The organism is Spirillospora sp. NPDC047279, from assembly GCF_040643285.1.
Classification (GTDB): Bacteria; Actinomycetota; Actinomycetes; order Streptosporangiales; family Streptosporangiaceae; genus Spirillospora.
The window spans coordinates 181113-202352 of record NZ_JBEYUA010000013.1; the positions used below are offsets into that span (position 1 = coordinate 181113).

The window sequence follows — 21240 nt, forward strand, 5'->3', positions numbered from 1 at the left end:
AGGTGACGCGACCCGGGCCGCGAGCCGATCAGCCGTTGCCGATCTCGTCGTAGAGGGAGTTGGCGCGCTCCTCCGCCTCGTTCAGGACCTTGACGTGGTCGGGCGCCAGGTCCTCGACGCAGCGGGTCATCGCGGTCGTGACATGGCTGAACGCGGTCTCCTCCGCTCCGCGCAACGCCGCCCGGACCGTCGCCGAACGGGCGCCGAGCGCGGCCCACTCCAGCTCGAGCCTGGCCACCGCCTCGTCGAAGGCGCGGGAGGTCTCGGCGCCCGCCTCCTTCATCTCGTCGGGGACCGGCCCGCGCCCCGCCTTGCGCGCCGCGCTCGACAGGGCGGAGATCCGGCTGGCGAGGTTGAGCCCCTCGCGGGCCAGCGGCAGCACGTCGTGGATCAGGTCGGTGACCGCCTTGGCGAGCTCCTCGACCCGGGTGAGCAACGTCTGGGTCGCCTCCTCCAGGGCGGTCGACGTGCGCGCCGCGACCTGGGTGGCGACCTCCTGCTGCTGCCGGGTGAGCACCGGCACCACGTCGCTCTCCAGTCGCCGGCGCAGCTCCTGCGCCCGCGCCGTGTCGGGCTCGGCCGCGCCGCCGCCGCGTTCGACCCATTCGGCCCAGATCTTCTCGATCCGGCTCTCACCGGACGCCCCGATCTCGGCCGCGATCTCGTCGAGCGCCTCGGCGGCGCGGCTCTTCAGCCGGTCGACCCGGCCGTAGAGGGCCTCCCGCCGGAACGGGTCGTTGAGCTCGTTGAGCAGGGTCTGCAACCGCCGGGAAACGTCGATCGCGTGCTCGGCGAGCGGAACGAGCCTGTCGGCAAGCTCCTCGAGCGTCTGCGCCCGGCGTGGGTCGGTCAGCTCGGCCACCCACCCGGGAAGGTCGTGCGCCATTCGACCATGCTCCCATCAACGGGCCCCGCTAGCCGGGCACAACGCTCTTCCACCCGGTAAGAGTGTCGGCGCACGCCGTGATCGCGGTAGCGTTGCACGCCGTGGCAGGCTATTCCGATGACCTGCGTCTCGCCCACGTGCTGGCGGACGCGGCCGACGACATCACGACCAAGAGGTTCAAGGCACTCGATCTGAGCATCGAGACCAAGCCGGACCTGACCCCGGTCAGTGACGCCGACCGCAGCGTCGAGGAGCAGATCCGCGGCACCCTCAAGCGCGCCCGCCCCCGGGACGCGGTCGTGGGCGAGGAGTACGGCAAGACCGGCTACGGCGCCCGCTGCTGGGTCATCGACCCGATCGACGCCACCAAGAACTTCGTCCGCGGCGTTCCCGTCTGGGCCACCCTGATCGCGCTGATGGAGGCGGACGAGGTGGTCGTCGGGCTGGTGTCGGCGCCCGCGCTCAACCGCCGCTGGTGGGCCGCCCGGGGCGGCGGCTCCTGGACCGGCCGCAGCCTCGCCCGCGCCTCCCGCCTCCAGGTCTCGTCCGTCGCCGAGTTGGCGGACGCGTCCCTGTCGTTCTCCAGTCTCAGCGGCTGGGAGCAGCAGGGCAGGCTGGAACGTTTCCTCGACCTCAACCGCTCGGTGTGGCGCACCCGCGCGTTCGGCGACTTCTGGTCGCACATGATGGTCGCCGAGGGCGCCGTCGACGTCTCCGCCGAGCCCGAGGTCTCGCTCTGGGACCTCGCCGCCCTCCAGGTGATCGTCGAGGAGGCGGGCGGCATGTTCACCGACCTGTCCGGGGTCCCGGGGCCGGACGGCGGCAGCGTCGTCTGCACCAACGGCCTGCTGCACGCCGAGGTGCTGCGCACCCTCGGCGGAGGTCAACTCTCCCTCCGCATCTGACCCGCATCTGACCCGCATCTGACCCGTATCCGAGCCGCCACGCAACGTGATCTTTGGACGGCCGCCCACTCGCGACATATCGTGGGAGCCAAGCGGAACTGGCGGCCCTGTCACGTCCGTTTACCCAGTGGGCGGCCGTACGGAGGTTTGGGACATGACCACCAAGAGCAAAGTCATCATCGGCGGAGTCGCCGTCGGCTTTCTGACCCTGTTCATCTTCCCGTGGTGGCTGAGCGCGCTGATCATCCTCGGCGTCGTCGGGGCACCGCTGGTCGGCTACCTCATGCTCGACCCGTCGCAGCGCAAGCGCGTCCGCGCTCAGAGCCGCAAGCGCCTCGGCAGCTGACCGCCGGAGGTCGGCCCGCCGCGCCGTTCGGCGTGACCTGAGCCGGTCGGCCCGTTCGGGGTCTCCGGTCGGGCAGGACGTGGCGGGCCGGGACGAGCACGGGGGATCATCGGGTGACCGCAGAACGACGGCTGGGGCTGGCCATCGCCCAGTACGGCCCGCACGCGACCGCCGACGCGGTCCACACGGTCGCCGCCGCGGCCGAGGAGATCGGCTTCGACAGCCTGTGGGTGGGCGACCGGCTGCTGCGGCCGGTCGAGCCGACGGAGCTGTACGGGGGCCTGCTGCCGTGGCCCGAGGGTTTCGGCACGTTCCTCGACCCGCTGGTCACGCTCACCGCCGCCGCGGCGCGCACCGAACGGATCAGGCTGGGCACGAACGTGCTGATCGCGCCGCTGCACGTGCCGGTGCGGCTCGCGCGCGAGCTGGCGTCGCTGGACGTGCTGAGCGGCGGGCGGCTGATGGTGGGCCTGGGCGTGGGGTGGTCGCGGCAAGAGTACGCGGCGGCCGGGGTGCCGTGGGCCGAACGCGGCGCCCGGCTGGAGGAGACCCTCGACGTCCTGGAGGCCGTCTGGGCCGGGTCACCGGTGTCGCATCAGGGGCATTTCTGGCACATCGATCCGGCGCGGATCGATCCCAGGCCGCCGCGCCGCCCGCCGCTCTATCTCGCGGGCCGCGCGCCCGCCGCGCTCGACCGCGTCGCGCGTCGCGCCGACGGCTGGCTTCCGGCGGGCGTCCCGTTCCCGGTCATGGCGGAGACGTGGGAGCGGCTGCGCGCCAAGAACGGCTCGCTGGAGCTGATCGTGCGCGGCAACGTGTTCCTCACCGGGGACGCGGTGTCCGTCGCCCGAGGCGGGACGCCGGGTGAGCGCTTCCCGTTCGTCGGCTCCCGTGACCAGGTCGTCGAGGACGTGCTGACCTGCTTCCGGCTGGGCGCGCACGAGGTCCTCCTCGACCTCCAGCAGACCTGTGACGATCCGCGGCGGATGCTGGCCGAGGCCGCCCTGATCCACGAACGGGTGCGGTGTGCGAGCATCGGCGGGTGACTCGTATCGGCGTGGTGGGCGCGGGGATCCTCGGCCTGGCGGTGGCCCGGCGGCTGGGCGAGCTGCGCCCTGACGCGGCGGTCACCGTCCTCGACAAGGAGGACCGTGTCGCCGCGCACCAGACCGGCCACAACAGCGGGGTGGCGCACGCGGGCCTCTACTACACGCCCGGCTCGCTCAAGGCGACGCTCTGCCGGCGCGGGATCGGCCTGCTCAAGGACTACTGCGCCGACCGCGGCCTGCCCTACGACGAGTGCGGCAAGGTCGTGGTCGCGAGGTCGGCGGCCGAGCTGGACGCGCTCGCCGAGATCGAGCGCCGCGCCACCGCCAACGGCGTGCCCGGCCTGCGGCGGCTGGCCTCGCGCGAGGAGATCCGCGAGATCGAGCCGCACGCGGCGGGCGTGGCGGGCCTGCACTCCCCCACCACCGCGATCGTCGACTTCCCCGCGGTGACCCGCGCGTACGCCGACGACGTCGCCAAGGCGGGCGGCGAGGTGCGCCTCGGCTTCGAGGTGGCCCGGCTGCGCCGCGCGGGCGACCGGGTCGTGGTCGTCTCGGCCGGCGGCGAGGAGCTGGCGTTCGACCGGCTGGTGGTGTGCGCCGGGCTCCAGTCCGACCGGGTCGCGCGGCTGGCGGGTGACTCCGCCGGGCCCGCGATCGTGCCGTTCCGCGGCGAGTACTACCGGCTCGTGCCGTCCCGCACCGACCTGGTGCGCGGGCTGATCTACCCGGTGCCCGACCCGCGCTACCCGTTCCTCGGCGTGCACTTCACGCGGCGGGTGGACGGCGGCGTGGACATCGGGCCCAACGCCGTGCTGGCGCTGGCGCGCGAGGGATACCGGCGGCGTGACGTCCGCCCGGCCGACGTGTGGGAGACGCTGCGCTGGCCCGGTTTCCGGCGCCTGGCGGCGCGGCACTGGAAGACCGGCGTGAAGGAGATGTACGGCTCGGCGGTCAAGCGCGCGTTCCTCGCCGAGGCCCGGGCGTTCGTGCCCGAGCTGGCCGCCGCCGACATGGTGCCCGCGCCCGCCGGGGTCCGGGCCCAGGCCGTGGACCCCGACGGTGCGCTCGTGGACGACTTCCGCATCGGCTCGATCGGGCCGGTCACCACCGTCCGCAACGCGCCCTCCCCCGCGGCGACCTCGTCGCTCGCCATCGCCGAGCACGTCGCGGCCACGGTCCTGGACGAGTAGCCGCGGCGGACGGGCGCCGCGCAGGGCGGCCGGCAGGCGGGCGGATCAGCCCTTCAGGCCGATCGAGGTGTCGATGAACTCGTTGGTCACGATGTCCTCGGGCTTCAGCCCGGCCGGGATCGTGTCGCCGCGCGCGGTGAAGATCGGCGTGACGGCGGCGATGGCGCGGGCGGTGCGCTTGAGGTCGAAGTCGCCGAGGGTCGCGTTCGGGCCGTTCCCGACGATCTTCTGCTCCTTCATGACGCGGACGGAGTCGGTGTTGCCCGGCAGGGTGATCGGCGGGCCGTCCGGGATCGTCTCGGCGATGCGGACGAGGGCCTGGTTGATCGGGCCCGGGTTCTGGACGTAGTCGACCTGGGCCTTCTGGAGCATCGGCACGAGCTTGGCGAGGCAGGCGCGGTTCTTCTCCAGCTCGCCGGCGCGCACGGACCAGCCGTGCTGGTAGATCTCATAGCCCGCCTCGTGGATGAGCAGCGACTTCACCGGCTTCTTCCAGCCCTGCACGTCGTTCTGCCAGCGGTACGGCTCGTTGCTGATGTAGCCCTGCTGCATCGATTTGCCCTTGTCGGCGACGAAGCGGCTGGGCGTCCCGTCGAACGAGGCGTCCGCCTGCTCCTTGGTCACCAGGCCCTTGGCGATGAGGAAGTCCATGTAGGCCTTGCCCTCGCTGTAGACGACCTTCGCCTTGGTGGCGGGGACGTCCTTCCAGGTGCGCACGTCCGGGTAGGTCGCCGGGTCGAACATGATGATCTGCGGGTTGATGTCGAGCGACGAGAAGACGGCCTTGACCGGGAACTTCTCCGCCGAGCGCACCGCGTCGTCGGTGGGCACGAAGCCGAGCGTGATCGACTTGTCCTGGTACATCTGCGCCGGGATCGGCTGGCCGCCGAGGAACGGCCCGCCGAGCCGTACCTCGACGTTGACCCCGGTGTCGCCGAGCGGGCCCGCGTACGCGCCCTTGCGGGTGTCGACCTTCCCGTCGGGGCCGACGAGCTGGTAGGCGGCGGCCCGTTCCGGCGTCGCGTACCAGTCGGTCTGGATGACGACGGTGGCCGGGCAGATGCCCGACAGCGGGCCCTTGCCGGTCGGCGCGGACACGTTCCCGGCGTCGGCGCCGCCGCAGGCGGTGAGGAGGGCGCCGGCGGCGGCGAGCGCCACGGCCGAACGGGTCGCGGGGAGGGGCTTCATGCGCATGGTGGACTCTCAGCTCTTGGTCGTGGTGGTGGCGGCGCGGCCGGAACGGCGCCGGTCGATGTGGTCGCCCAGAAGGTCGAAGGCCCAGAACACGATCAGGCCGACGAGGGAGGAGAGGATCAGGCAGGTCAGCAGCTGCTCGGTGGCCAGCCGCTGCCGGTAGACGTCGATCATCCGGCCGATGCCGGGCTCGCCCTGGCGGAAGAAGAAGTCCGCCACGATCGAGCCGATGATGGCCATGCCACCGGAGATCTTGAAGCCGGTGACCATGGCGGGCAGCGCGGCGGGCAGTTGCAGGCGCACCAGCCGTTGCAGGCGGGTGGCGCCGTGCAGGGTGAACAGGTCGTGCAGGCCGGGCTCGACGGACTTGAGGCCGAAGAGCGTGTTGGTGATGGTCGGGAACAGCGCGACCATCACGCAGACGATGACGCGGCTGGTGAACTCGTAGCCGAACCAGAACCCGAACATCGGCACGACGGCCAGGATCGGGATCGTCTGGAGCACCACCGCGTACGGGTAGAGCGAGAACTCCGCCCACCGCGCCTGGCTCATCACGACCGCCAGCAGCACGCCGAGCACGATGGCCAGCGCGAGGCCGGTGAGCGCGATCTGCGTCGTCGACCAGAGCGCGTCGAGGATCTCGGCGCGGTTGGCCGCGTCGAACAGCCCGACCTTGATCACGTCGTACGGCGCGGGCAGCAGGAAGCGCGAGTCCTCCGCCAGCACGGACTCGCTGACGAACGTCCAGGCGCCCATCACCAGGACGAAGACCGCGATCGGCGCGATGACGCGCAGCCGGGAGCCCGGCCGGCCGCCGCCGCCGGAGGAGGAGCGTCGCCGTTCCTTCGGCGGGGCGGCGGCCCCGGACGCGGCGGGGGCGGTGGGGGTGGTCACCGAGGTCATGCGGCTGCCTCCTCGTCATCGGCCGTGCCGGGGTTCTCGTGCTCGCTCTCGGCGCCCTGCTCGTGCTCCACGGAGCGCAGCGCCTCCGAGACGCGCGCCGCGACGGCGGCGAACTCGGGGCTGTAACGCAGCTCAGGCGGGCGCGGGTAGCCGAACGGCACCTCGATGTCGGCGACGATCCGCCCCGGCCGCCCGGAGAGCACGACCACGCGGGTCGACATGAACACCGACTCGGGAACGGAGTGGGTGACGAACAGGCCCGCGAACGGGTCGGACACGAAGAGCGCGCCGACCTCCTCGTTCAGCCGTTCCCTGGTCATCTCGTCGAGCGCGCCGAACGGCTCGTCGAAGAGGAAGAGCTTCGGCTGGAGCGTGAGGGCGCGGGCGATGGAGACGCGCATGCGCATGCCGCCCGACAGTTGCGCGGGCCGGTGCTTCTCGAAGCCGTCGAGCCCCACGCGGCGGATGGCGTCCATCGCGCGTTCGCGGCGTTCCGCCGGGCCGGCGCCGGACAGCTGGCCCGGCAGCTCGACGTTGCGCAGCACGGTCCGCCACGGCAGCAACGTCGCGTCCTGGAACACGTAGCCCAGCGCCTCGCCGCCGGTGCGGACCGCGCCCGACGTCGGCCGCTCGAACCCGGCGGCCAGCCGGAGCAGCGTCGACTTGCCGCAGCCCGACGGGCCCACCAGCGACACGAACTCCCCGCGCCGCACGGTCAGCGAGACGCCCGACAGCGCCCGCGTCCCGTTGGGGAAGGTGAGCGAGACGTCCTCGAAGCGGATGTCGTCCATGGTTCCTCCGTTCACACCAGTTCGCCGTCGCGGGCCACGACCCGGCCGGACTTGAGCACCAGCGACCGCGCCGGGTGGGACATGACGATCTCCGCCGGGGCCTGGCCCGGGACGACGCAGAGGTCGGCGGGCGCGCCCGGCACGAGCCCGTACGAGGGGAGGCCGAGCGCGCGGGCCCCGCCGTAGGTGGCGGCCAGCAACGCCAGCTCGATGTCCTCGTCGCGGAAGAAGACGCTGCGGGCGGCGATCTGCATCGCCAGCCGGACCATGTCGCCGTCGCCGTAGGGCGTCCACAGGTCGCGGACGCCGTCGTTGCCCGCCGCCACGTTCGCGCCCGCCTCGTGCATCAGGCGCAGCGGCGGTACGGGGTCGTCGCGGTTGGCGCAGGTCGCCAGGGAGACCCCGGCCTCGGCCAGGCCCTCGATGATCGGCTCCTGGAGGGCCCGTTCGATCTCGCCCATCGCGTACGCGTGGCTGACGGTGACCAGCCCCTGCATCCCGGTGGCCCGGGTGCGTTCGATGATGAGCTCGATCTCCCAGGCGCCGAGCCGCCCGCCGTCGTGCAGGTGGACGTCCACCTTGGCGCCGTGCCGCTCGGCCATCCCGAACACCGCGTCCAGGTGGCCCACGGCGTCGCCGTCGACGCCCGCCGGGTCCAGGCCGCCGACGACGCCCACGCCGCCGCTCTTCAGGGCCTCCTCCATCAGCTCGGCGGTGCCGGGCCGGGTGAGCAGGCCGCCCTGCGGGAACGCGACCAGCTCGACGTCCACCCGGCCGTCGTGCGCGGCCGACGCCTCGCACACGGCGTCGACCCCGTCCAGGCCGACCTCGGGGTCGATGTCGACGTGCGAGCGGACGTGCGCGGTGCCGAGCGTGACCATGTGCCCGAGCAGCGCGCTCGCGTAGTCGGAGCTGGGCAGGCCGAACTCGGCGCGGCGCCCCTCACCGTTCGCGATCTTGCCCGCCAGGCCGGGCGCGGCCGAGTGCGGCACCCAGGGGCCGCCCCACAACGTCTTGTCCAGGTGGCTGTGCGCGTCGACCAGCCCCGGCAGGACGAAGAGCCCGCCGAGCTCGATCACCTCGGCGTCCGGCCCGGCGGTCAGGCCGGGGCCGATCTCGGCGATCCGCCCGTTCCGGACGAGGAGGTCGGCGCGCTGGGCCGGACCTTCGGGCGTCCACGGACGACCGCCGCGCAGCAGCAGTTCGTTCGGCTCGGTCAAAGGAGGGCTTCCCTTCGGATGAGGAGGTCGGTCGTACGGGCGGTCCGGGCCACGACGCGGCCGCGCTTGAGCACGTAGCAGCGGTCGGGCCGGTCCAGGAGCACGTCGGCGACGCGGTGGGTGCCGAGCACGACCAGGTCGGCGTCGGCGCCGGGCCGCAGCCCGTGGCGGTCGGCGACGCCGATCACCCGGGCGGCCTGGCCGGTGGCCATGTCGAGCACCTTCGCCAGGTCCGCGCCCGACATCCGGAACGTCTGGGCCACGAACAGCCCGACGTCGAGCGGGTCGGCGTTGCCGAACGGCGTGAAGGCGTTGCGGACGTTGTTGGAGGAGTACGCGGCGGTCACCCCGGCGGCCCAGAGCTCGCGGATCGGGGCGACGCACCCGTTCAGGTGCGTGTCGGTGAAGGGCAGCGGCACCACGGCGACGCCGGCGGCGGCCAGCCGCTCGATCACGGCGGCGTGCTCGGGGCGTCCGGCGAGGGAGTTGACGTGGCCGAGCGCGACCCGGCCGCCCATGCCGGCGGCTTCGGTTAGCCCGGCGATGTATTCGGCCAATGCGAAGCGCGGGTCGCCGCCGTCCGCCGCCATGTCGGCGTGCAGGTCGGCGGGGACGCCGAACTCGGCGGCGAGGTCGAAGACCAGGTCCACGTGGCGGCGGCAGGTGTCCAGGTCCGGCTCGTTGTAGGCGCAGCCGCCGACGGCGTCCGCGCCGCGGCGCAGGGCCTCGCGCAGGAGTTCCTCGGTGCCGGGCGCCTGGAAGATGCCCTCCTGCGGGAACGCCACGATCTGCAGGTCCAGCGCGTCGCGGTACTCCTCGCGGAGGTCGAGCATGACCTCGAACGCCAGGAGACCGACGACGGGGTCGATGTCGGGGTGCGCCCGGACGTGGGTCGTGCCGTGGGCGACGGCCTGGTCGAGGACGCGGCGGGCACGGGCGCGCACGGACTCGTGGGTGAACGCCCGCTTGAGCTCGCCGGTGACCTCGATGGCGCCGGCCAGGGTCCCGTCGGGGTTGGGGCGCTCCCGGTCGAGCAGGGCCTTGTCGAGGTGCAGGTGCGGCTCGATGAGGCCGGGGATCACCACGCGCCCGGCGCAGTCGATCTCCTCGGCCGCCGGGGCGGCGCTCCCGGCGGGAACGAGGGCGGAGACACGGCCGTCCGCGATCACGATGTCGACGAGGCCGCCGTCGTCGACGACCCGCGCCGCACGGAGAACGAGGTCCGGCGGTCTTGGTTCGAAACTCACGGACAGTTGTATACGATCCGCCTGTTTCGATCTCTCACCCGGCGTGTGTCGCCCTCGTTACGAACCGCTCACCAGCATCCTGATCCCGATGACCAGGCCGAACACCGTGACCGCCACCCGGAGCGCGGTCGGATGCAATCGCCGCGACAGGCGTCCGCCCAGGTTGCCGCCGAGCAGGCAGGCCGGGCCGAGCACGAGCACCGACACCCAGTGCACCGGCCCGAAGGCCGCGAACCCGATCGTCGCGACCGTGCTCACCAGTAGCTGGAGCACCGTCTTCGCCCCCTGCTGGAACTGCATCTCCGCGCTGGTGGTGAGCAGCAGGACGGTGAGCAGGATGATCCCGAGGCCGCCCGCGAAGTACGCCCCGTACAGCCCGGCCAGGAACACCCCCGCGAGCAGCGGAAAGGACCGGCCGGCCCACTCCGGCGCGACGGCGCCCTCCTTCGCGTCGGTGGAGGTCGTTGCCACGCCGCCACCGACCTGCACGGTCTCGGGGACGGCGGGCTCCCGCCTGGCCGCGGCCTTGGCCAGGAGGCGGTTGATCCGCGGCTGGGCGGCGAAGAGCGTGGTGGCACCGAGGACGAGGTAGGGCACGACCGCCTGGAAGACGGCCGCGGGCAGGACGAGCAGCAGCAGCGTCCCGCCGATGGCGCCGAGGGCCGCCGCCGCCATCACCGCGCGCAACCTGCGGCCGTGCCCCTTCAGGCGGCCGCGGTAGGCGAAGGCGCCGCCCAGGTAACCGGGCCAGACACCGAGCGCGTTGGTGACGTTGGCGGTGACCGGGGGCAGCCCGGTGGCCAGCAGCGCGGGGAAGCTGATCAGGCTGCCGCCGCCGGCGACGGCGTTGCAGATCCCGGCGAGAAAGCCCGCTCCGGCGAGCAGCGCGACATCGTGGGGGGTCATGCGGGCAGATCGTATACGAGCCCTCAGGGGGCTTCGGTCACCGCTCCGGTCCCGGCGTCCGTGCCCGCCTCCGTACCCGCGCCCGTACCCGCGCCCGTACCCGTGTCCGTGTCCGTGTCCGCGTCTCCGCCGGCGGCCGAGCCGGTGCCCCGGTCACGGAAGAGGTAGGCGGCCTCGGCATGCGAGATGTGCCGCGTGACCGCCGCGTGCGCCCGTTCGGGATCGCCCGCCTCCAGGGCCGCGCAGATCTCCACGTGCTCCTGCCACGAGTCGTGGGCGCGGCGCGGCAGCTCGACCGAGTAGACCCAGGCGATCTTCTGGCTCAGCTGGTCGATGAGCTGGCTGAGCAGCGTGCTGCCGGAGGCCTCGGCCAGCACCTCGTGGAACCGGCTGTTGAGCCGCGCCAGCTCCTCCAGGCGGCCGTCCGCCACCGCGTCGAGGCCGAGCGCCACCAGTTCCTTGAGCCGGCCGAGCTGCTCGGGCGTGCGCCGGGCGGCGGCCCGGCTCGCGCACAGCGGCTCCAGCAGCCCGCGGATCTCCAGCAGGTCGGCGGCCTCGGTCTCGGACAACTCGGCGACGAAGGTGCCCACGTACTTGCGGGAGTGCACGAAGCCCTCCGCCTCCAGCGTGCGCAGCGCCTCGCGCACCGGCACCCGCGACACCCCGTACCGCGCGGCCAGCGACTCCTCGGTCAGCCGCCTCCCCGGCTCGAACACCCGCCGGATGATGTCGTCGCGGATGGCCTTGCAGACCTGCTGCGGCGACATGCGCGCGTTGTCCATGGATGCCCCCGGGTTTACTCGGACCGCGTCGAGATGGTTGTATACGAGCGTACTCCCACCCCGAGTCCGGTACCGCCCCATGCCAGGAATCGGGTGTTCGCATGCAGTTGCTCCAGCCCCGCGAGGGCACCGTCCACGGTGACGCCTACCTGCCCGCCGACCTGGACTCGATCGCCTGGGGCCTGCTCCCCAACGCGACGAGCCGCCCGGTGACCAAGGTCGCCTCCGGCTCCACGATCACCATCGACACCGTCAGCCACGAGGGCATTCTCGAGGACCAGGGCCGCGACCCCGCCGCGTTCTTCGCCGCGTCCGGCATCCCGGCCGTCCTCGCGGACGCGGCGGCGGTCGCCCGCGACGCCGTCCACGACCCCGCGGCGCAGGGACCGCATGTGGTCACCGGCCCGATCGCGGTCGCCGGCGCCCAGCCCGGCGACGTCCTCGAAGTGGAGATCCTCGCCCTCGACCGCCGCGCCCCCTACGGCGTGATCAGCAACCGGCACGGCAAGGGCGCCCTCCCCGGCGAGTACCCGGCCACGCCCGGGACCGTCTCCCTCGTCGCCACCGTCGAGGACGGCCGGGGGGTCCTCCCGGTCGGCGACGGCCGGTCCCTGCGCTTCCCGCTCGCCCCGTTCCTGGGGATCATGGGCGTCGCCGCCGCCACCGACCAGCCGGTGCACTCGGTGCCGCCCGGCCCGCACGGCGGCAACATCGACGTCTCGATGCTCGGCCTCGGCGCCAGCCTCTACCTCCCGGTCCAGGTGCCGGGCGCGCTCTTCTACACCGGCGACCCGCACTTCGCGATGGGCGACGGCGAGGTGGCGCTCACCGCCTTCGAGGCGCCGCTGCGCGCGACCGTCCGCCTCACCGTCCACGCCGACCCGGCGATCCGCGCGCTGGCCGCGGCCCTGGCCACCCCGTTCGCGGAGACCGCCACCGACCACCTGGTCCTCGGCCTCGACCGCGACCTGGACGAGGCGGTGAAGCAGGCCACCCGCAACGCCCTCACGTTCCTGAACGAACGGCACGGCGTCCCGCCCCAGGTCGGGCTCGCCTATCTCAGCGCCGCCGCCGACTTCCGCATCTCGCAGGTGGTCGACATCGTGAAGGGCGTGCACTGCTGCATCAGGAAAGCGGACCTGCCTTGACCGGCGCCTTCGTCCCGTGGATCCCGGTCACCGAGCGCGCGCCCACCGCCGGCGGCCCGCTCGCCGGGCTTCGCCTGGCGGTCAAGGACGTCATCGACGTGGCCGGGCTCCCGACCGGCGCCGGCCACCCCCGCTGGCTGGCCACCCACCCGCCTGCCGAACGGGACGCCCCGGCCGTGGCCCGCCTCCGTGCGGCCGGGGCCGTCCTCGTCGGCAAGACGCACACCGACGAGCTCGCGTACAGCCTCGCGGGCACCAACGCGCACTACGGCACCCCGCCCAACCCCGCCGCCCCCGGTCATGTCCCCGGCGGCTCGTCCAGCGGCACGGCCTCCGCCGTCGCGGCGGGCCTCGCCGACATCGGCCTGGGCACCGACACCGCGGGCTCCATCCGCGTGCCCGCCTCCTACACCGGCCTCTACGGCCTCCGCCCCACCCATGCCCGCGTCTCGCGGGAAGGCGTCGTCCCCCTGGCCCCGTCCTTCGACGCCCCCGGCCTGCTGACCCGGGACCTCGCGACGCTCCGCGCCTCGGCCGCCGCCCTCCTCACCGGCTCGCCCTCGCCCGCTCCCCCGGCCCGTCTCCTGGCCCCCGCCGACCTCTGGACGTCCACCCCCGAACTCGCGGACGCCCTCGCCACCGTCAGCGCGCACCTCCCCGTCGAGCGCGCCCCGCTCTTCGCCGACGACCGCGAACGGGACCGCCTTCGCGCCGCGTTCTCCACCGTGCAGGCGGCCCAGATGTGGGAGTCCCACGGCGGCTGGATCACCCGGGAGTCCCCCGCGTTCGGCCCCGGCGTCGCCGCCCGCGTCCGGCTCGCGGCCGATGTCACCGGCGCCGAACGCGCCGAGGCCGAACACGTCCTCCAGGCGTTCCGCGAACGTGTGCGCGGCGTCCTGGTGATTCCCAGCACTCCCGCGCCCGCCCCCAGGCTGGGCGAGACCGGCGACCGGACGGCGACCCTGCGCCTCACCTGCCTCGCCCCCGTCCTCGGCGCCCCCGCGATCAGCGTCCCCGCGGCCACCCGCGACGGCCTTCCCCTCGGCCTGTCACTGGTGGGCGAACCGGGCCGGGACGAATCCCTCCTCGACCTCTGCGCGATGATCGCTCAGCGATAGGTGAGGATCGCGCCCGCCTCGCCGGCCCCGAAGATCTCGTCGCGGCGGCGACCGCCGTCCTGGCCGCGGGCCCGGCCACGGGCCGCTGGTGCCGCCCCTGAGGCGGGTCAAGGCCGCTACTCCATGGTCAGGGCGATGATGCGGGCGGTGCGTTCGGGGGTCGTCACCGCGCTGAGGCTCTCCTCCGAATAGACGAGCTCGGCGTCCATCGCGAAGACCAGGAAGTCGCCGGCGACGTCGAACGGCCAGTCCAGCTCGTTCAGCCGCCGGCACACCTCGTTCAGGATCGTCTGGAGCCGGTCGTCGGCCAGGCGGTTCTGGTCGAGGTAGCCGGCGAGCTCGTACAGCTCGGGCGCGTCCTCCTCGTTGATCCAGACCTCGTGCGCCTCGTGCTGGGTGAGGAGTCGGGCGATCCCCTCGTCCCCCTCGCCGGTGGGGAGGGCGACGAGCGGCGGCAGGACGTGGAACTGGCCGGGCGTGTACAGCAGGACCAGGCCGGCGGGCACGGTGGGAGGCGGCGAGGCGGCGACGGCGGCCGGGACAGCCTCCACCATCCGCTCGACGAAGGTCCGTTCGACGTCCGCCATGCTCGTCCCGGCAGGCAGGGCGCGGTAGGCGACCGCCGATCCGCGGGTGACCAGGCTGATCTCGCCCCGCTCGTCGTACTCGACGCGGACCCGGAGGAACGGCGCGAGCTCGCCGAGGCTCGGCCCGTTCTCGTCGTCCACGCGGACGAGCCGGCCGGCCTCGTAGCCGAACGTCGACCGGCCGCAGCCGCCGGTCGCCTGGTATTCGGCGGTGGCGAGCCGCCCGGCCTCGTAGGTGAACACCTCGTGCCGGATGGCCGCCTTGTCCGGCGAGTACGTGAACAGGGCGAGCTCCACAGGCCCTGCCGGGCCGTGGATGAAAAACGTCTCGTACGTCTGCCCGGCGAACGAGGTCCCCTGGCGTTCGACCCACACCCGGCCCTCGTCGTCCTCCCCGTACCAGTACGCCGCCCCGTCCCCGTCCCCACCTTCGCCTTCGCCCTCGCCGAGCCGCTCGCCGACCGGCATGCGGTTGGCCAGGAAGTAGGTCGGGTCGACCGCGTACACCGCGTCGGTGCAGGGCACCCACCGCGTGACGCGGGCCTCCGCCGCCGCCTTACGTTCCGCGTACTGGGCACCCAACCAGGACATGTCGGCCATCGGCCGATCTTGTCATGGACTGCGGCGCGCCCTGACGACGGAGTCGTGGATGGTGATCTCGTTGCCGTCGTGGTCCTGGGTCGACCGCGAGCGGGCCTCGGCGGTCACCACGTCCCAGCCGTCCACGGGCAGCCGTTCCAGGATGTCCTCCGGCGTGTAGAGCAGGTCGGGCACGGCCGGCCGGCCGGCCGAGGTGTCCAGGTCGGACGGGTGGTGGCCGACGATCAGCAGCGTTCCGCCCGGGGCGACCATGCCGGCCAGCCGGGCGAACAGCTCGGCGCGGGAGTCGGCCGGCGGGTGGGTGTAGTGCGATGTGACCAGGTCGAACGGCTCGTCCGGCGCCCAGGTGGCGAGGTCGGCGCGCAACCAGTGCACCCGTCCGCCGGGGTCGTGCGCGGCGGCGCGTTCGAGCGCGGTGGCGGACCAGTCGATCGCGGTGGCGTCCCAGCCCTGCTCGGCGAGCCAGACGGCGTCGGCGCCCTCGCCGCAGCCGATGTCCAGCGCCCGGCCCGGAGGCAGGCCGGCCGCCTCGGTCACCAGGGTGGCGTTGGGCCGGCCGCTCCACACGTGCTGGTGGGAGCCGCTGTAGCGCTCCTCCCAGAACTCCTCGGTGAACTCGGGCGCGGTCTCGTGATCGTGCGCGTGCCCGGCGGGCGTGTGCCCGGCGTGTGCGTGCCCGGCGGGCGTGTGCTCAGCGTGCATCGGCGAAGTCCTCCTCGACCAGGTCGGCGTTGATGCGGGCGCCGGCCATCAGGCCGGCGGAGGCGGAGCCGATGACCTGGGCCATCGGGTCGGTGACGTTGCCCGCGACGTACACCCCGGGGATCTCGGTGACGCCGCCCATCTCGGACGGGATGTGGCTGGCGACCACGTGCCCGTTCACCTCCATGTCGACCGGCTTCAGGCCGAGCGAGGCGAGCAGTCCGGAACGGGCGGTGAAACGCGGCGAGACCACGAGGGCCTGGCGCGGCACGACCTCGCCGGAGGCGAGCCGCACGCCGGTGAGCCGGTCGTCCTGGACCTCCACCCCGGCGACCTCACCCTCGACGATCTTCACGCCGCGCCGTCCGAGCAGCTCGCGTTCGTCCTGCGACGGCGCCGGCGCGGTGTGGACGAACAGGGTCACGTCGTCGCTCAGCTGCCGGAACAGTTTGACCTGGTGGACGGCCATCGGGCCGGTGGCGAGCACGCCGATCGCCTGGTCGCGCACCTCCCAGCCGTGGCAGTACGGGCAGTGCAGGACGTCCTTGCCCCACCGCTCGGCGAGCCCCGGCACGTCCGGCAGCTCGTCGACGAGACCGGTGGTGACCAGCAGCCGCCGTGCCTCGACCGGCGAGCCGCCGGCCGGTTCCACCCGGAAGCCGCGGCCGGCCCTCTCCACCGAGGTGACCGTCCCCTGGACGATCTCGCCACCGTACGAGGCGACCTCGTCCCGCCCGATCGCCAGCAGCTCGCGCGGCGGGACGCCCTCGCGGCCGAGGTAGTTGTGCGCGTGGGCGGCCGGAGCGTTGCGCGGCTCACCGGCGTCGATCACCAGGACCGAACGCCGGGAGCGCGCCAGTGCCAGGGCCCCGCTGAGCCCCGCCGGTCCGCCACCCACGATGACCACGTCATACGAGTTCTCGTTCATGCCGACACTGTGCGCTCAGGTGGGCCGAAACGACAAACTTCGTTGCGAAAACAGCAACTAGAAGCGGGCCAGGCTCGGCAGCAGCTTCTGCGCCGCCTCGATGATCTGGTCGGCCCCGGCCAGCGCCCGTTCGGTCTCGCGCTCTTCCGCGCCGTCGCCGGGATAGGCGGGGTATTCGAGCTCGTTCCGGCGGATGCGCAGCGTGCGGAACGGCCGGAAGACCTCGCCGAACTGCGCCCGCAGCGCCTCGTCCACCACCAGATGCCCGCCCCTGGTCGTGGGCCGCAGCCCCTGCTGGGCGAGCAGGGCGGTCCCGGCGAGCCGCGCGGCGTCATAGGCGAGCACGTACGCGCTGTCGGCGTCCGTCCCGGCCAGCACCGCCGCCGACCCGTACGTGCGCTGCGCCTTGGTCAGCCACGGCAGGCCGTCGGCCGCCGGGCCGGTGACCCGCTGCAACTCACCGTCGGCGATCATCCGCTCGATGACGGCCTCGCCCCGCGCCCACCGTGCCATGGCACCCCTCACCCGCTCGGAAGATCACCGTATGCCACCACGAACGGCGACGCCTTCACCTGCTGAACGAGCGGATCGTCCGTCGCGAGCCACCGGGCGGCGGGCCGGACGACCGGGTTGACCGGCAGTTCGAGCCGCTCCCGCGCTCGTTCGGCGGCGTCGTACACGTCCTCCCGCTCGACGTCGCCGAGCACCAGGACGTCCACGTCGTTCGGCGCCGATCCGGGCTCGCCCGCGTACCGCCGCGCCCACGAGCCGAAGATCAGCACCGCGTCCGCGCCCACGCCGGCGAACTCGTCCTCGACCACCACCTGGGGCCCGAACGTGACGGCGAGGAGCCTGCCCAGCGCGTCGGCGACGCGGTGCCGGGAGTTGGCGCGCAACAACCGCGACCGGCCCACCGGGCGTGCGGTGATGAGGCCCGCCTCCAGCAGCCGGCCGATCTCGCCGTGCAGCGTGGACATGGACACTTCGAGCCGCCGGGCCAGCTCGGCCAGCGTGTAGTCCTGCTCCGGATGCAGGAACAGGACGGTGAGCAGGTCCGCCTGATGCCGCGACCGGAAGATCGGCATCAGCGCCGGCGCCTCACTTCGCATAGTCCGAATATATCTCCGGGTTAACCGAAACAACTCATGCGAACGACATCTCCTCTTGCGCACACTGTTCCTTATGCATACAGTGTGCGCATAACGAGAACGGCATCCCCCAATCGAGAGGTTCTCCGATGGAACAGCGCGACCCACGCCGGTGGTGGATCCTCGTGGTCCTCTGCCTCAGCACCCTGGTGCTCGTCATCGACAACATGGTGCTGACGGTGGCGATCCCGCCGCTGGCGGAGGACATCGGCGCCACCGCCCAGGACGCGCAGTGGATCCTGGAGTCCTACATCCTGGTCTTCGCCGGGCTGCTGCTGACCGCCGGAAGCCTCTCCGACCGCTTCGGCCGCCGCCGAATAATGATCATCGGTCTGGTGCTCTTCGGTGCCGCGTCCCTGGTGGCGACGCTCGCGGCCAGCCCCGAACAGCTGATCGCCGCCCGCGTCGTCATGGGCGTCGGCGGCGCGCTGATCATGCCGAGCACGCTCTCGATCCTGATCACGGTCTTCGACGACGAGGAACGCCGCAAGGCCATGAGCGCCTGGTCGGCCGTCGCGATGGTCGGCCTGGTCGGCGGCCCCGTCCTGGGCGGCGCGCTGATCAAGTGGTTCTGGTGGGGCGCGGTCTTCCTGATCAACGTGCCGATCGCCGTCGCCGCCGTCATCGCCGCCGTCGTCCTCATGCCCGAGTCCAGGGGCCCCTGGCAGAAGCCCGACCCGCTCGGCACGATCCTCTCCGCGGTCGGGATGACCTCCCTGGTCTGGGGCATCATCGAGCTTCCCAAGCACGGCCTCACCGGCGCACCGACCCTCACCGCGTTCGCCGTGGCCGCCGCCGCCCTGATCACGTTCGTCGGCTGGGAGATCCGCACCGAGTCCCCGATGGTCCCGCTCGGCCTGTTCCGCGACCGCAACTTCTCCGGCGGCAGCCTCTCCCTGACCCTGGTCCAGGTCGGGAACGGCGGCCTCCTGCTGGTCCTCACCCAGTACCTGCAGTTCGTCCTGGACTACTCCCCGACCGAGGCCGGGCTCGCGTTCCTGCCCATGGCCGTCTCGTCCCTGCTCTTCAACGGGCTCGGCGCCGCCCTCGGCGCCAGGATCGGCAACCGCGCGGCCGCCGTGTCCGGCCTCCTGATCATGGCCGCCGGCTTCGCCGCCCTCGCCTCCCTCTCCTCCGACTCCGGCTTCGCCCTGGTCGGGACCGCGCTGTTCGTGCTCGGCGCCGGCGGCGGCCTGGCGATGCCCGCCGCGATCGCGGCCCTCATGGGAGCCGTCCCCGCCGAGCACGCCGGCGTCGGCTCGGCGCTGAACGACACCATCCAGCAGGCCGGCGCCGCCCTCGGCATCGCCATCCTCGGCAGCATCGTGTCCAGCACGTTCACCGGCAACATGCCCGACTCCGCGCCCGAGCAGGCCCGCCGCAACATCGCCGACGCCCTGGCCACCGGCGACAACGCCCTGGTGAGCACCGCCCGCGACGCCTTCACCACCGCGATGTCCACCAGCTTCATCGCCGCCGCCTGCGGCGTCGTCGCCGCCGCGCTCCTGGCCCTGATCGTCCTGCGCGACAAGAAGCCCGCCAAGCCCTCGACCGAGCCCGCCCCCGAACCCGCCACCATCTGATCCCTGAACGTGCGGAGCGGCGGCCCTGGGCGGGGCCGCCGCTCCGCACGTTCAGAGCCCGGTCGCCCACGGGAACATTCGTACAAGACCAGCGCCCGCCTCCCCGGGCAGAGTCGCCTCCATGAGTGAGCACCCGCATTCCCTGCACGTCGTCCATGACGGCTCGCGGCAGGCACCGCCGCTGTTGCTCATCCACGGATCGGGAGCCTCGGGCGCCTCCTGGAGCCCGATGATCGCGGCACTCGCCGGCCATCACCACGTCATCCGCGTCGACCTTCCGGGCTGCGGCCAGTCTCCGCCCGCGCCCTCGTACGACGTGTCCGACCAGGCGGGCCGGGTCGCCGCGGTCCTCGACGGCCTCGGGCTCGGCCGCGTCACCGTGGCCGGGCACTCCAGCGGCGGCTACGCCGCCACCGCGCTCGCCGAACAACGCCCCGACCTGGTGGGGTCGCTCGCCCTGATCAGCACCGGCCCGAGCCCCGACGCCCTCCTGCCGCAGCCGTTCATCCTCCGGGCCCTGCTGGCCCCGCCCCTCGGCCCGATCCTCTGGGCCAGGCGTTCGGACTCGATGATCCGCCGCGGCATCCAGGCGACGGCCGCCCGCCCCGCCGACATCCCGGACGAACTGGTCACCGACGTCCGCGCCATCACGTACCGCACGATGAGGAAGGTCCTGTCCCGGTACACCGCTTACCTCGACGAACGGAGCGTGCCCGAACGCCTCACCGCCCTCGGCGTCCCCACGCTGGTGATCTTCGGCGGCGCCGACCCCCGCTGGGACCCCTCGTCCGCGCGCCAGTACGCCAAGGTGCCCGGCGCCCGGGTCGAGCTGCTGCCCGGCGTCGGCCACATGCCCCTGCTCGAGGCGCCCGAGGCGACCGCCGATCTCCTGCTCGCCTTCACCACCGACTCGTGATCCTCGCGTTTAGACTGGTCCCGTGCTCGCGGCCGGGACGCCACCCGACTGGGCGATGGTGGACATCTCCGTCCCGCGCCCGGCGGACCGGCTGCCGGGGATCTCCATGGCCGGGTTCGACAACCGCGCCCCCATGCGCGCCGACATCGCCATGGTCGCGCACCCGTCCGTCACCCTGCTCATCGACCTGAGCGAGGAAGCCGGCCTCGTCTACGACGCGCGAGGCCGCCGCGAGCACGGCAGCGTCGCCATCGGGCTCCTCCCCGGCGACCTGCGAGCGACCGGCCAGGGCATCGGCTCGTACCTCCAGATCCGCCTGCAACCCGTCGCCGCTGCCGCGATCCTCGGCGCGTCGGCCGAGCTCAGCGGAACGATCGCACCCCTCGCGGACGTCTGGGGCCCCGACGCCGAACAAGCCGAGGACCGGCTGCGCGCCGCCCCGTCCTGGGACGAACGTTTCTCGATCGCCTCGGAGCTCCTCGGCCGCCGCCTGGCCGCCCGTCCACCGGTCGATCCCGAGGTCGCCCACACCTGGCGCCGGACGTTCACCGACCGGGGCCGGATCCGCGTCGACGGCATGGCGGACGAGGTCGGCTGGAGCCGCAAGCGCCTGTGGTCCCGCTTCCGCGCCCAGCTCGGCCTCACCCCCAAACGCGCCGCCCAGCTGGTGCGCTTCGACCACGCCGCCCACCTCCTCGCCGCGGGCCACCCCGCCGCGGCCGTCGCCGCCGCGTCCGGCTACGTCGACCAGTCCCACCTCCACCGCGAGATCAAGGCGTTCGCCGGCCTGACCCCCACGGCCATAGCCGCCGCCCCCTGGCTGGCCATCGACGACAGGGCCTGGCCCGATGCGGTCCCGGCCCGGCGGTCTGCCGCCGCCCGCGACGACCTTCCCGACGGCGCCGCCGTGTGCTTCCCTTGAACGTGGCCAACGCCATTCACTCGCAGAGGGCGGTAACTCGAATTGAATCGTGATGGCTCCCCTTCACGTGGAGCTCTCCGTGCCACATCGCAGTTCGCCGCTCTGGAACCCATCTGGGCCGGCATCAGTTCGACCGTCCAACTGCGGGCCCTGCTGGTCTTCGGGGCCC

At 73.1% G+C, this 21240-nt stretch carries 22 protein-coding genes; 9 read left to right on the forward strand and 13 right to left on the reverse strand.

Features of this window, described 5'->3' with window-relative positions; translation table 11 throughout:
- Positions 1-28: 28 nt before the first annotated feature.
- A complete protein-coding gene (locus ABZ810_RS30985) occupies positions 29-886 on the reverse strand; it encodes a hypothetical protein (RefSeq protein WP_358409352.1) in 858 nt (285 codons plus the stop codon).
- 101 nt (positions 887-987) lie between these two features.
- Here ABZ810_RS30985 and hisN point away from each other — a divergent pair, with 101 nt between their 5' ends.
- From hisN to lhgO, 4 genes are all read left to right on the forward strand, one after another.
- A complete protein-coding gene (hisN, locus tag ABZ810_RS30990; protein ID WP_358409354.1) occupies positions 988-1791 on the forward strand; it encodes a histidinol-phosphatase in 804 nt (267 codons plus the stop codon).
- A 154-nt stretch (positions 1792-1945) separates the two neighbouring features.
- A complete protein-coding gene (locus ABZ810_RS30995) occupies positions 1946-2137 on the forward strand; it encodes a hypothetical protein (protein ID WP_358409355.1) in 192 nt (63 codons plus the stop codon).
- A gap of 113 nt (positions 2138-2250) precedes the next feature.
- Positions 2251-3183 carry a TIGR03619 family F420-dependent LLM class oxidoreductase gene (locus tag ABZ810_RS31000; RefSeq protein ID WP_358409357.1) on the forward strand — a complete coding sequence of 311 codons (933 nt, stop codon included), beginning with the start codon at positions 2251-2253 and terminating at the stop codon, positions 3181-3183.
- Complete coding sequence (gene lhgO, locus ABZ810_RS31005) at positions 3180-4376, forward strand: L-2-hydroxyglutarate oxidase (protein ID WP_358409358.1); 1197 nt, start codon at positions 3180-3182, stop codon at positions 4374-4376. Before ABZ810_RS31000 ends, lhgO begins: the two co-directional genes overlap by 4 nt.
- Before the next feature lie 45 nt (positions 4377-4421).
- On the opposite strand, the gene ABZ810_RS31010 is transcribed toward lhgO, so the two are convergent.
- The 7 genes from ABZ810_RS31010 to ABZ810_RS31040 are packed head-to-tail and all read right to left on the reverse strand — an operon-like array spanning position 4422 to position 11419.
- Positions 4422-5570: a hypothetical protein gene (locus tag ABZ810_RS31010; RefSeq protein WP_358409360.1), complete on the reverse strand. Its 1149-nt coding sequence runs from the start codon at positions 5568-5570 to the stop codon at positions 4422-4424.
- Between the two features lie 9 nt (positions 5571-5579).
- The gene (locus ABZ810_RS31015) at positions 5580-6473 is read right to left on the reverse strand and encodes an ABC transporter permease (RefSeq protein WP_358409362.1); all 894 of its coding nucleotides are present in this window, start codon (positions 6471-6473) and stop codon (positions 5580-5582) included.
- On the reverse strand, positions 6470-7264 hold the full coding sequence (locus ABZ810_RS31020) for an ABC transporter ATP-binding protein (protein WP_358409364.1): 795 nt from the start codon (positions 7262-7264) through the stop codon (positions 6470-6472). The genes ABZ810_RS31015 and ABZ810_RS31020 overlap by 4 nt, the downstream gene beginning before the upstream one ends.
- 11 nt (positions 7265-7275) lie before the next feature.
- On the reverse strand, positions 7276-8484 hold the full coding sequence (locus ABZ810_RS31025; protein ID WP_358409366.1) for an amidohydrolase: 1209 nt from the start codon (positions 8482-8484) through the stop codon (positions 7276-7278).
- The gene (locus ABZ810_RS31030; RefSeq protein WP_358409367.1) at positions 8481-9731 is read right to left on the reverse strand and encodes an amidohydrolase family protein; all 1251 of its coding nucleotides are present in this window, start codon (positions 9729-9731) and stop codon (positions 8481-8483) included. The genes ABZ810_RS31025 and ABZ810_RS31030 overlap by 4 nt, the downstream gene beginning before the upstream one ends.
- Positions 9732-9788: 57 nt before the next feature.
- On the reverse strand, positions 9789-10637 hold the full coding sequence (locus tag ABZ810_RS31035) for a sulfite exporter TauE/SafE family protein (protein ID WP_358409368.1): 849 nt from the start codon (positions 10635-10637) through the stop codon (positions 9789-9791).
- A 23-nt stretch (positions 10638-10660) separates the two neighbouring features.
- On the reverse strand, positions 10661-11419 hold the full coding sequence (locus ABZ810_RS31040) for a GntR family transcriptional regulator (protein ID WP_358409369.1): 759 nt from the start codon (positions 11417-11419) through the stop codon (positions 10661-10663).
- A gap of 101 nt (positions 11420-11520) precedes the next feature.
- On the opposite strand from ABZ810_RS31040, the gene ABZ810_RS31045 reads away from it, so the two are divergent.
- Together ABZ810_RS31045 and ABZ810_RS31050 are read left to right on the forward strand one after the other, a co-directional pair.
- Entirely contained in the window at positions 11521-12567 is a 1047-nt protein-coding gene (locus tag ABZ810_RS31045; RefSeq protein ID WP_358409370.1) for an acetamidase/formamidase family protein, read from the forward strand.
- On the forward strand, positions 12564-13685 hold the full coding sequence (locus ABZ810_RS31050) for an amidase family protein (protein WP_358409372.1): 1122 nt from the start codon (positions 12564-12566) through the stop codon (positions 13683-13685). Before ABZ810_RS31045 ends, ABZ810_RS31050 begins: the two co-directional genes overlap by 4 nt.
- Positions 13686-13801: 116 nt before the next feature.
- Here the strand turns inward: ABZ810_RS31050 and ABZ810_RS31055 are convergent, their stop codons facing one another.
- The 5 genes from ABZ810_RS31055 to ABZ810_RS31075 are packed head-to-tail and all read right to left on the reverse strand — an operon-like array spanning position 13802 to position 17611.
- Positions 13802-14872: a hypothetical protein gene (locus ABZ810_RS31055; RefSeq protein WP_358409373.1), complete on the reverse strand. Its 1071-nt coding sequence runs from the start codon at positions 14870-14872 to the stop codon at positions 13802-13804.
- Positions 14873-14884: 12 nt separating this feature from the next.
- On the reverse strand, positions 14885-15574 hold the full coding sequence (locus ABZ810_RS31060; RefSeq protein ID WP_358409375.1) for a class I SAM-dependent methyltransferase: 690 nt from the start codon (positions 15572-15574) through the stop codon (positions 14885-14887).
- Positions 15564-16502 (reverse strand): NAD(P)/FAD-dependent oxidoreductase, encoded by a 939-nt coding sequence (locus ABZ810_RS31065; RefSeq protein ID WP_358409376.1) that lies wholly within the window; start codon positions 16500-16502, stop codon positions 15564-15566. Before ABZ810_RS31065 ends, ABZ810_RS31060 begins: the two co-directional genes overlap by 11 nt.
- Before the next feature lie 57 nt (positions 16503-16559).
- On the reverse strand, positions 16560-17015 hold the full coding sequence (locus tag ABZ810_RS31070) for a hypothetical protein (protein ID WP_358409378.1): 456 nt from the start codon (positions 17013-17015) through the stop codon (positions 16560-16562).
- A gap of 8 nt (positions 17016-17023) precedes the next feature.
- Positions 17024-17611 (reverse strand): HTH domain-containing protein, encoded by a 588-nt coding sequence (locus ABZ810_RS31075; RefSeq protein ID WP_358409379.1) that lies wholly within the window; start codon positions 17609-17611, stop codon positions 17024-17026.
- Between the two features lie 128 nt (positions 17612-17739).
- Between ABZ810_RS31075 and ABZ810_RS31080 the strand changes: the two genes are divergently transcribed.
- From ABZ810_RS31080 to ABZ810_RS31090, 3 genes are all read left to right on the forward strand, one after another.
- On the forward strand, positions 17740-19233 hold the full coding sequence (locus ABZ810_RS31080) for an MFS transporter (RefSeq protein ID WP_358409380.1): 1494 nt from the start codon (positions 17740-17742) through the stop codon (positions 19231-19233).
- A 121-nt stretch (positions 19234-19354) separates the two neighbouring features.
- The gene (locus ABZ810_RS31085) at positions 19355-20149 is read left to right on the forward strand and encodes an alpha/beta hydrolase (protein ID WP_358409382.1); all 795 of its coding nucleotides are present in this window, start codon (positions 19355-19357) and stop codon (positions 20147-20149) included.
- Between the two features lie 22 nt (positions 20150-20171).
- On the forward strand, positions 20172-21071 hold the full coding sequence (locus tag ABZ810_RS31090) for a helix-turn-helix domain-containing protein (protein WP_358409383.1): 900 nt from the start codon (positions 20172-20174) through the stop codon (positions 21069-21071).
- Positions 21072-21240: the final 169 nt, after the last annotated feature.

Coding starts and splice junctions, on each gene's coding strand:
- ABZ810_RS30985 (WP_358409352.1), bottom strand. CDS start 886: ATGGCGCACGACCTTCCCGGGTGGGTGGCCGAGCTGACCGACCCACGC.
- ABZ810_RS30995 (WP_358409355.1), top strand. CDS start 1,946: ATGACCACCAAGAGCAAAGTCATCATCGGCGGAGTCGCCGTCGGCTTT.
- ABZ810_RS31010 (WP_358409360.1), bottom strand. CDS start 5,570: ATGCGCATGAAGCCCCTCCCCGCGACCCGTTCGGCCGTGGCGCTCGCC.
- ABZ810_RS31015 (WP_358409362.1), bottom strand. CDS start 6,473: ATGACCTCGGTGACCACCCCCACCGCCCCCGCCGCGTCCGGGGCCGCC.
- ABZ810_RS31020 (WP_358409364.1), bottom strand. CDS start 7,264: ATGGACGACATCCGCTTCGAGGACGTCTCGCTCACCTTCCCCAACGGG.
- ABZ810_RS31035 (WP_358409368.1), bottom strand. CDS start 10,637: ATGACCCCCCACGATGTCGCGCTGCTCGCCGGAGCGGGCTTTCTCGCC.
- ABZ810_RS31040 (WP_358409369.1), bottom strand. CDS start 11,419: ATGGACAACGCGCGCATGTCGCCGCAGCAGGTCTGCAAGGCCATCCGC.
- ABZ810_RS31045 (WP_358409370.1), top strand. CDS start 11,521: ATGCAGTTGCTCCAGCCCCGCGAGGGCACCGTCCACGGTGACGCCTAC.
- ABZ810_RS31055 (WP_358409373.1), bottom strand. CDS start 14,872: ATGGCCGACATGTCCTGGTTGGGTGCCCAGTACGCGGAACGTAAGGCG.
- ABZ810_RS31060 (WP_358409375.1), bottom strand. CDS start 15,574: ATGCACGCTGAGCACACGCCCGCCGGGCACGCACACGCCGGGCACACG.
- ABZ810_RS31065 (WP_358409376.1), bottom strand. CDS start 16,502: ATGAACGAGAACTCGTATGACGTGGTCATCGTGGGTGGCGGACCGGCG.
- ABZ810_RS31070 (WP_358409378.1), bottom strand. CDS start 17,015: ATGGCACGGTGGGCGCGGGGCGAGGCCGTCATCGAGCGGATGATCGCC.
- ABZ810_RS31075 (WP_358409379.1), bottom strand. CDS start 17,611: ATGCGAAGTGAGGCGCCGGCGCTGATGCCGATCTTCCGGTCGCGGCAT.
- ABZ810_RS31080 (WP_358409380.1), top strand. CDS start 17,740: ATGGAACAGCGCGACCCACGCCGGTGGTGGATCCTCGTGGTCCTCTGC.
- ABZ810_RS31085 (WP_358409382.1), top strand. CDS start 19,355: ATGAGTGAGCACCCGCATTCCCTGCACGTCGTCCATGACGGCTCGCGG.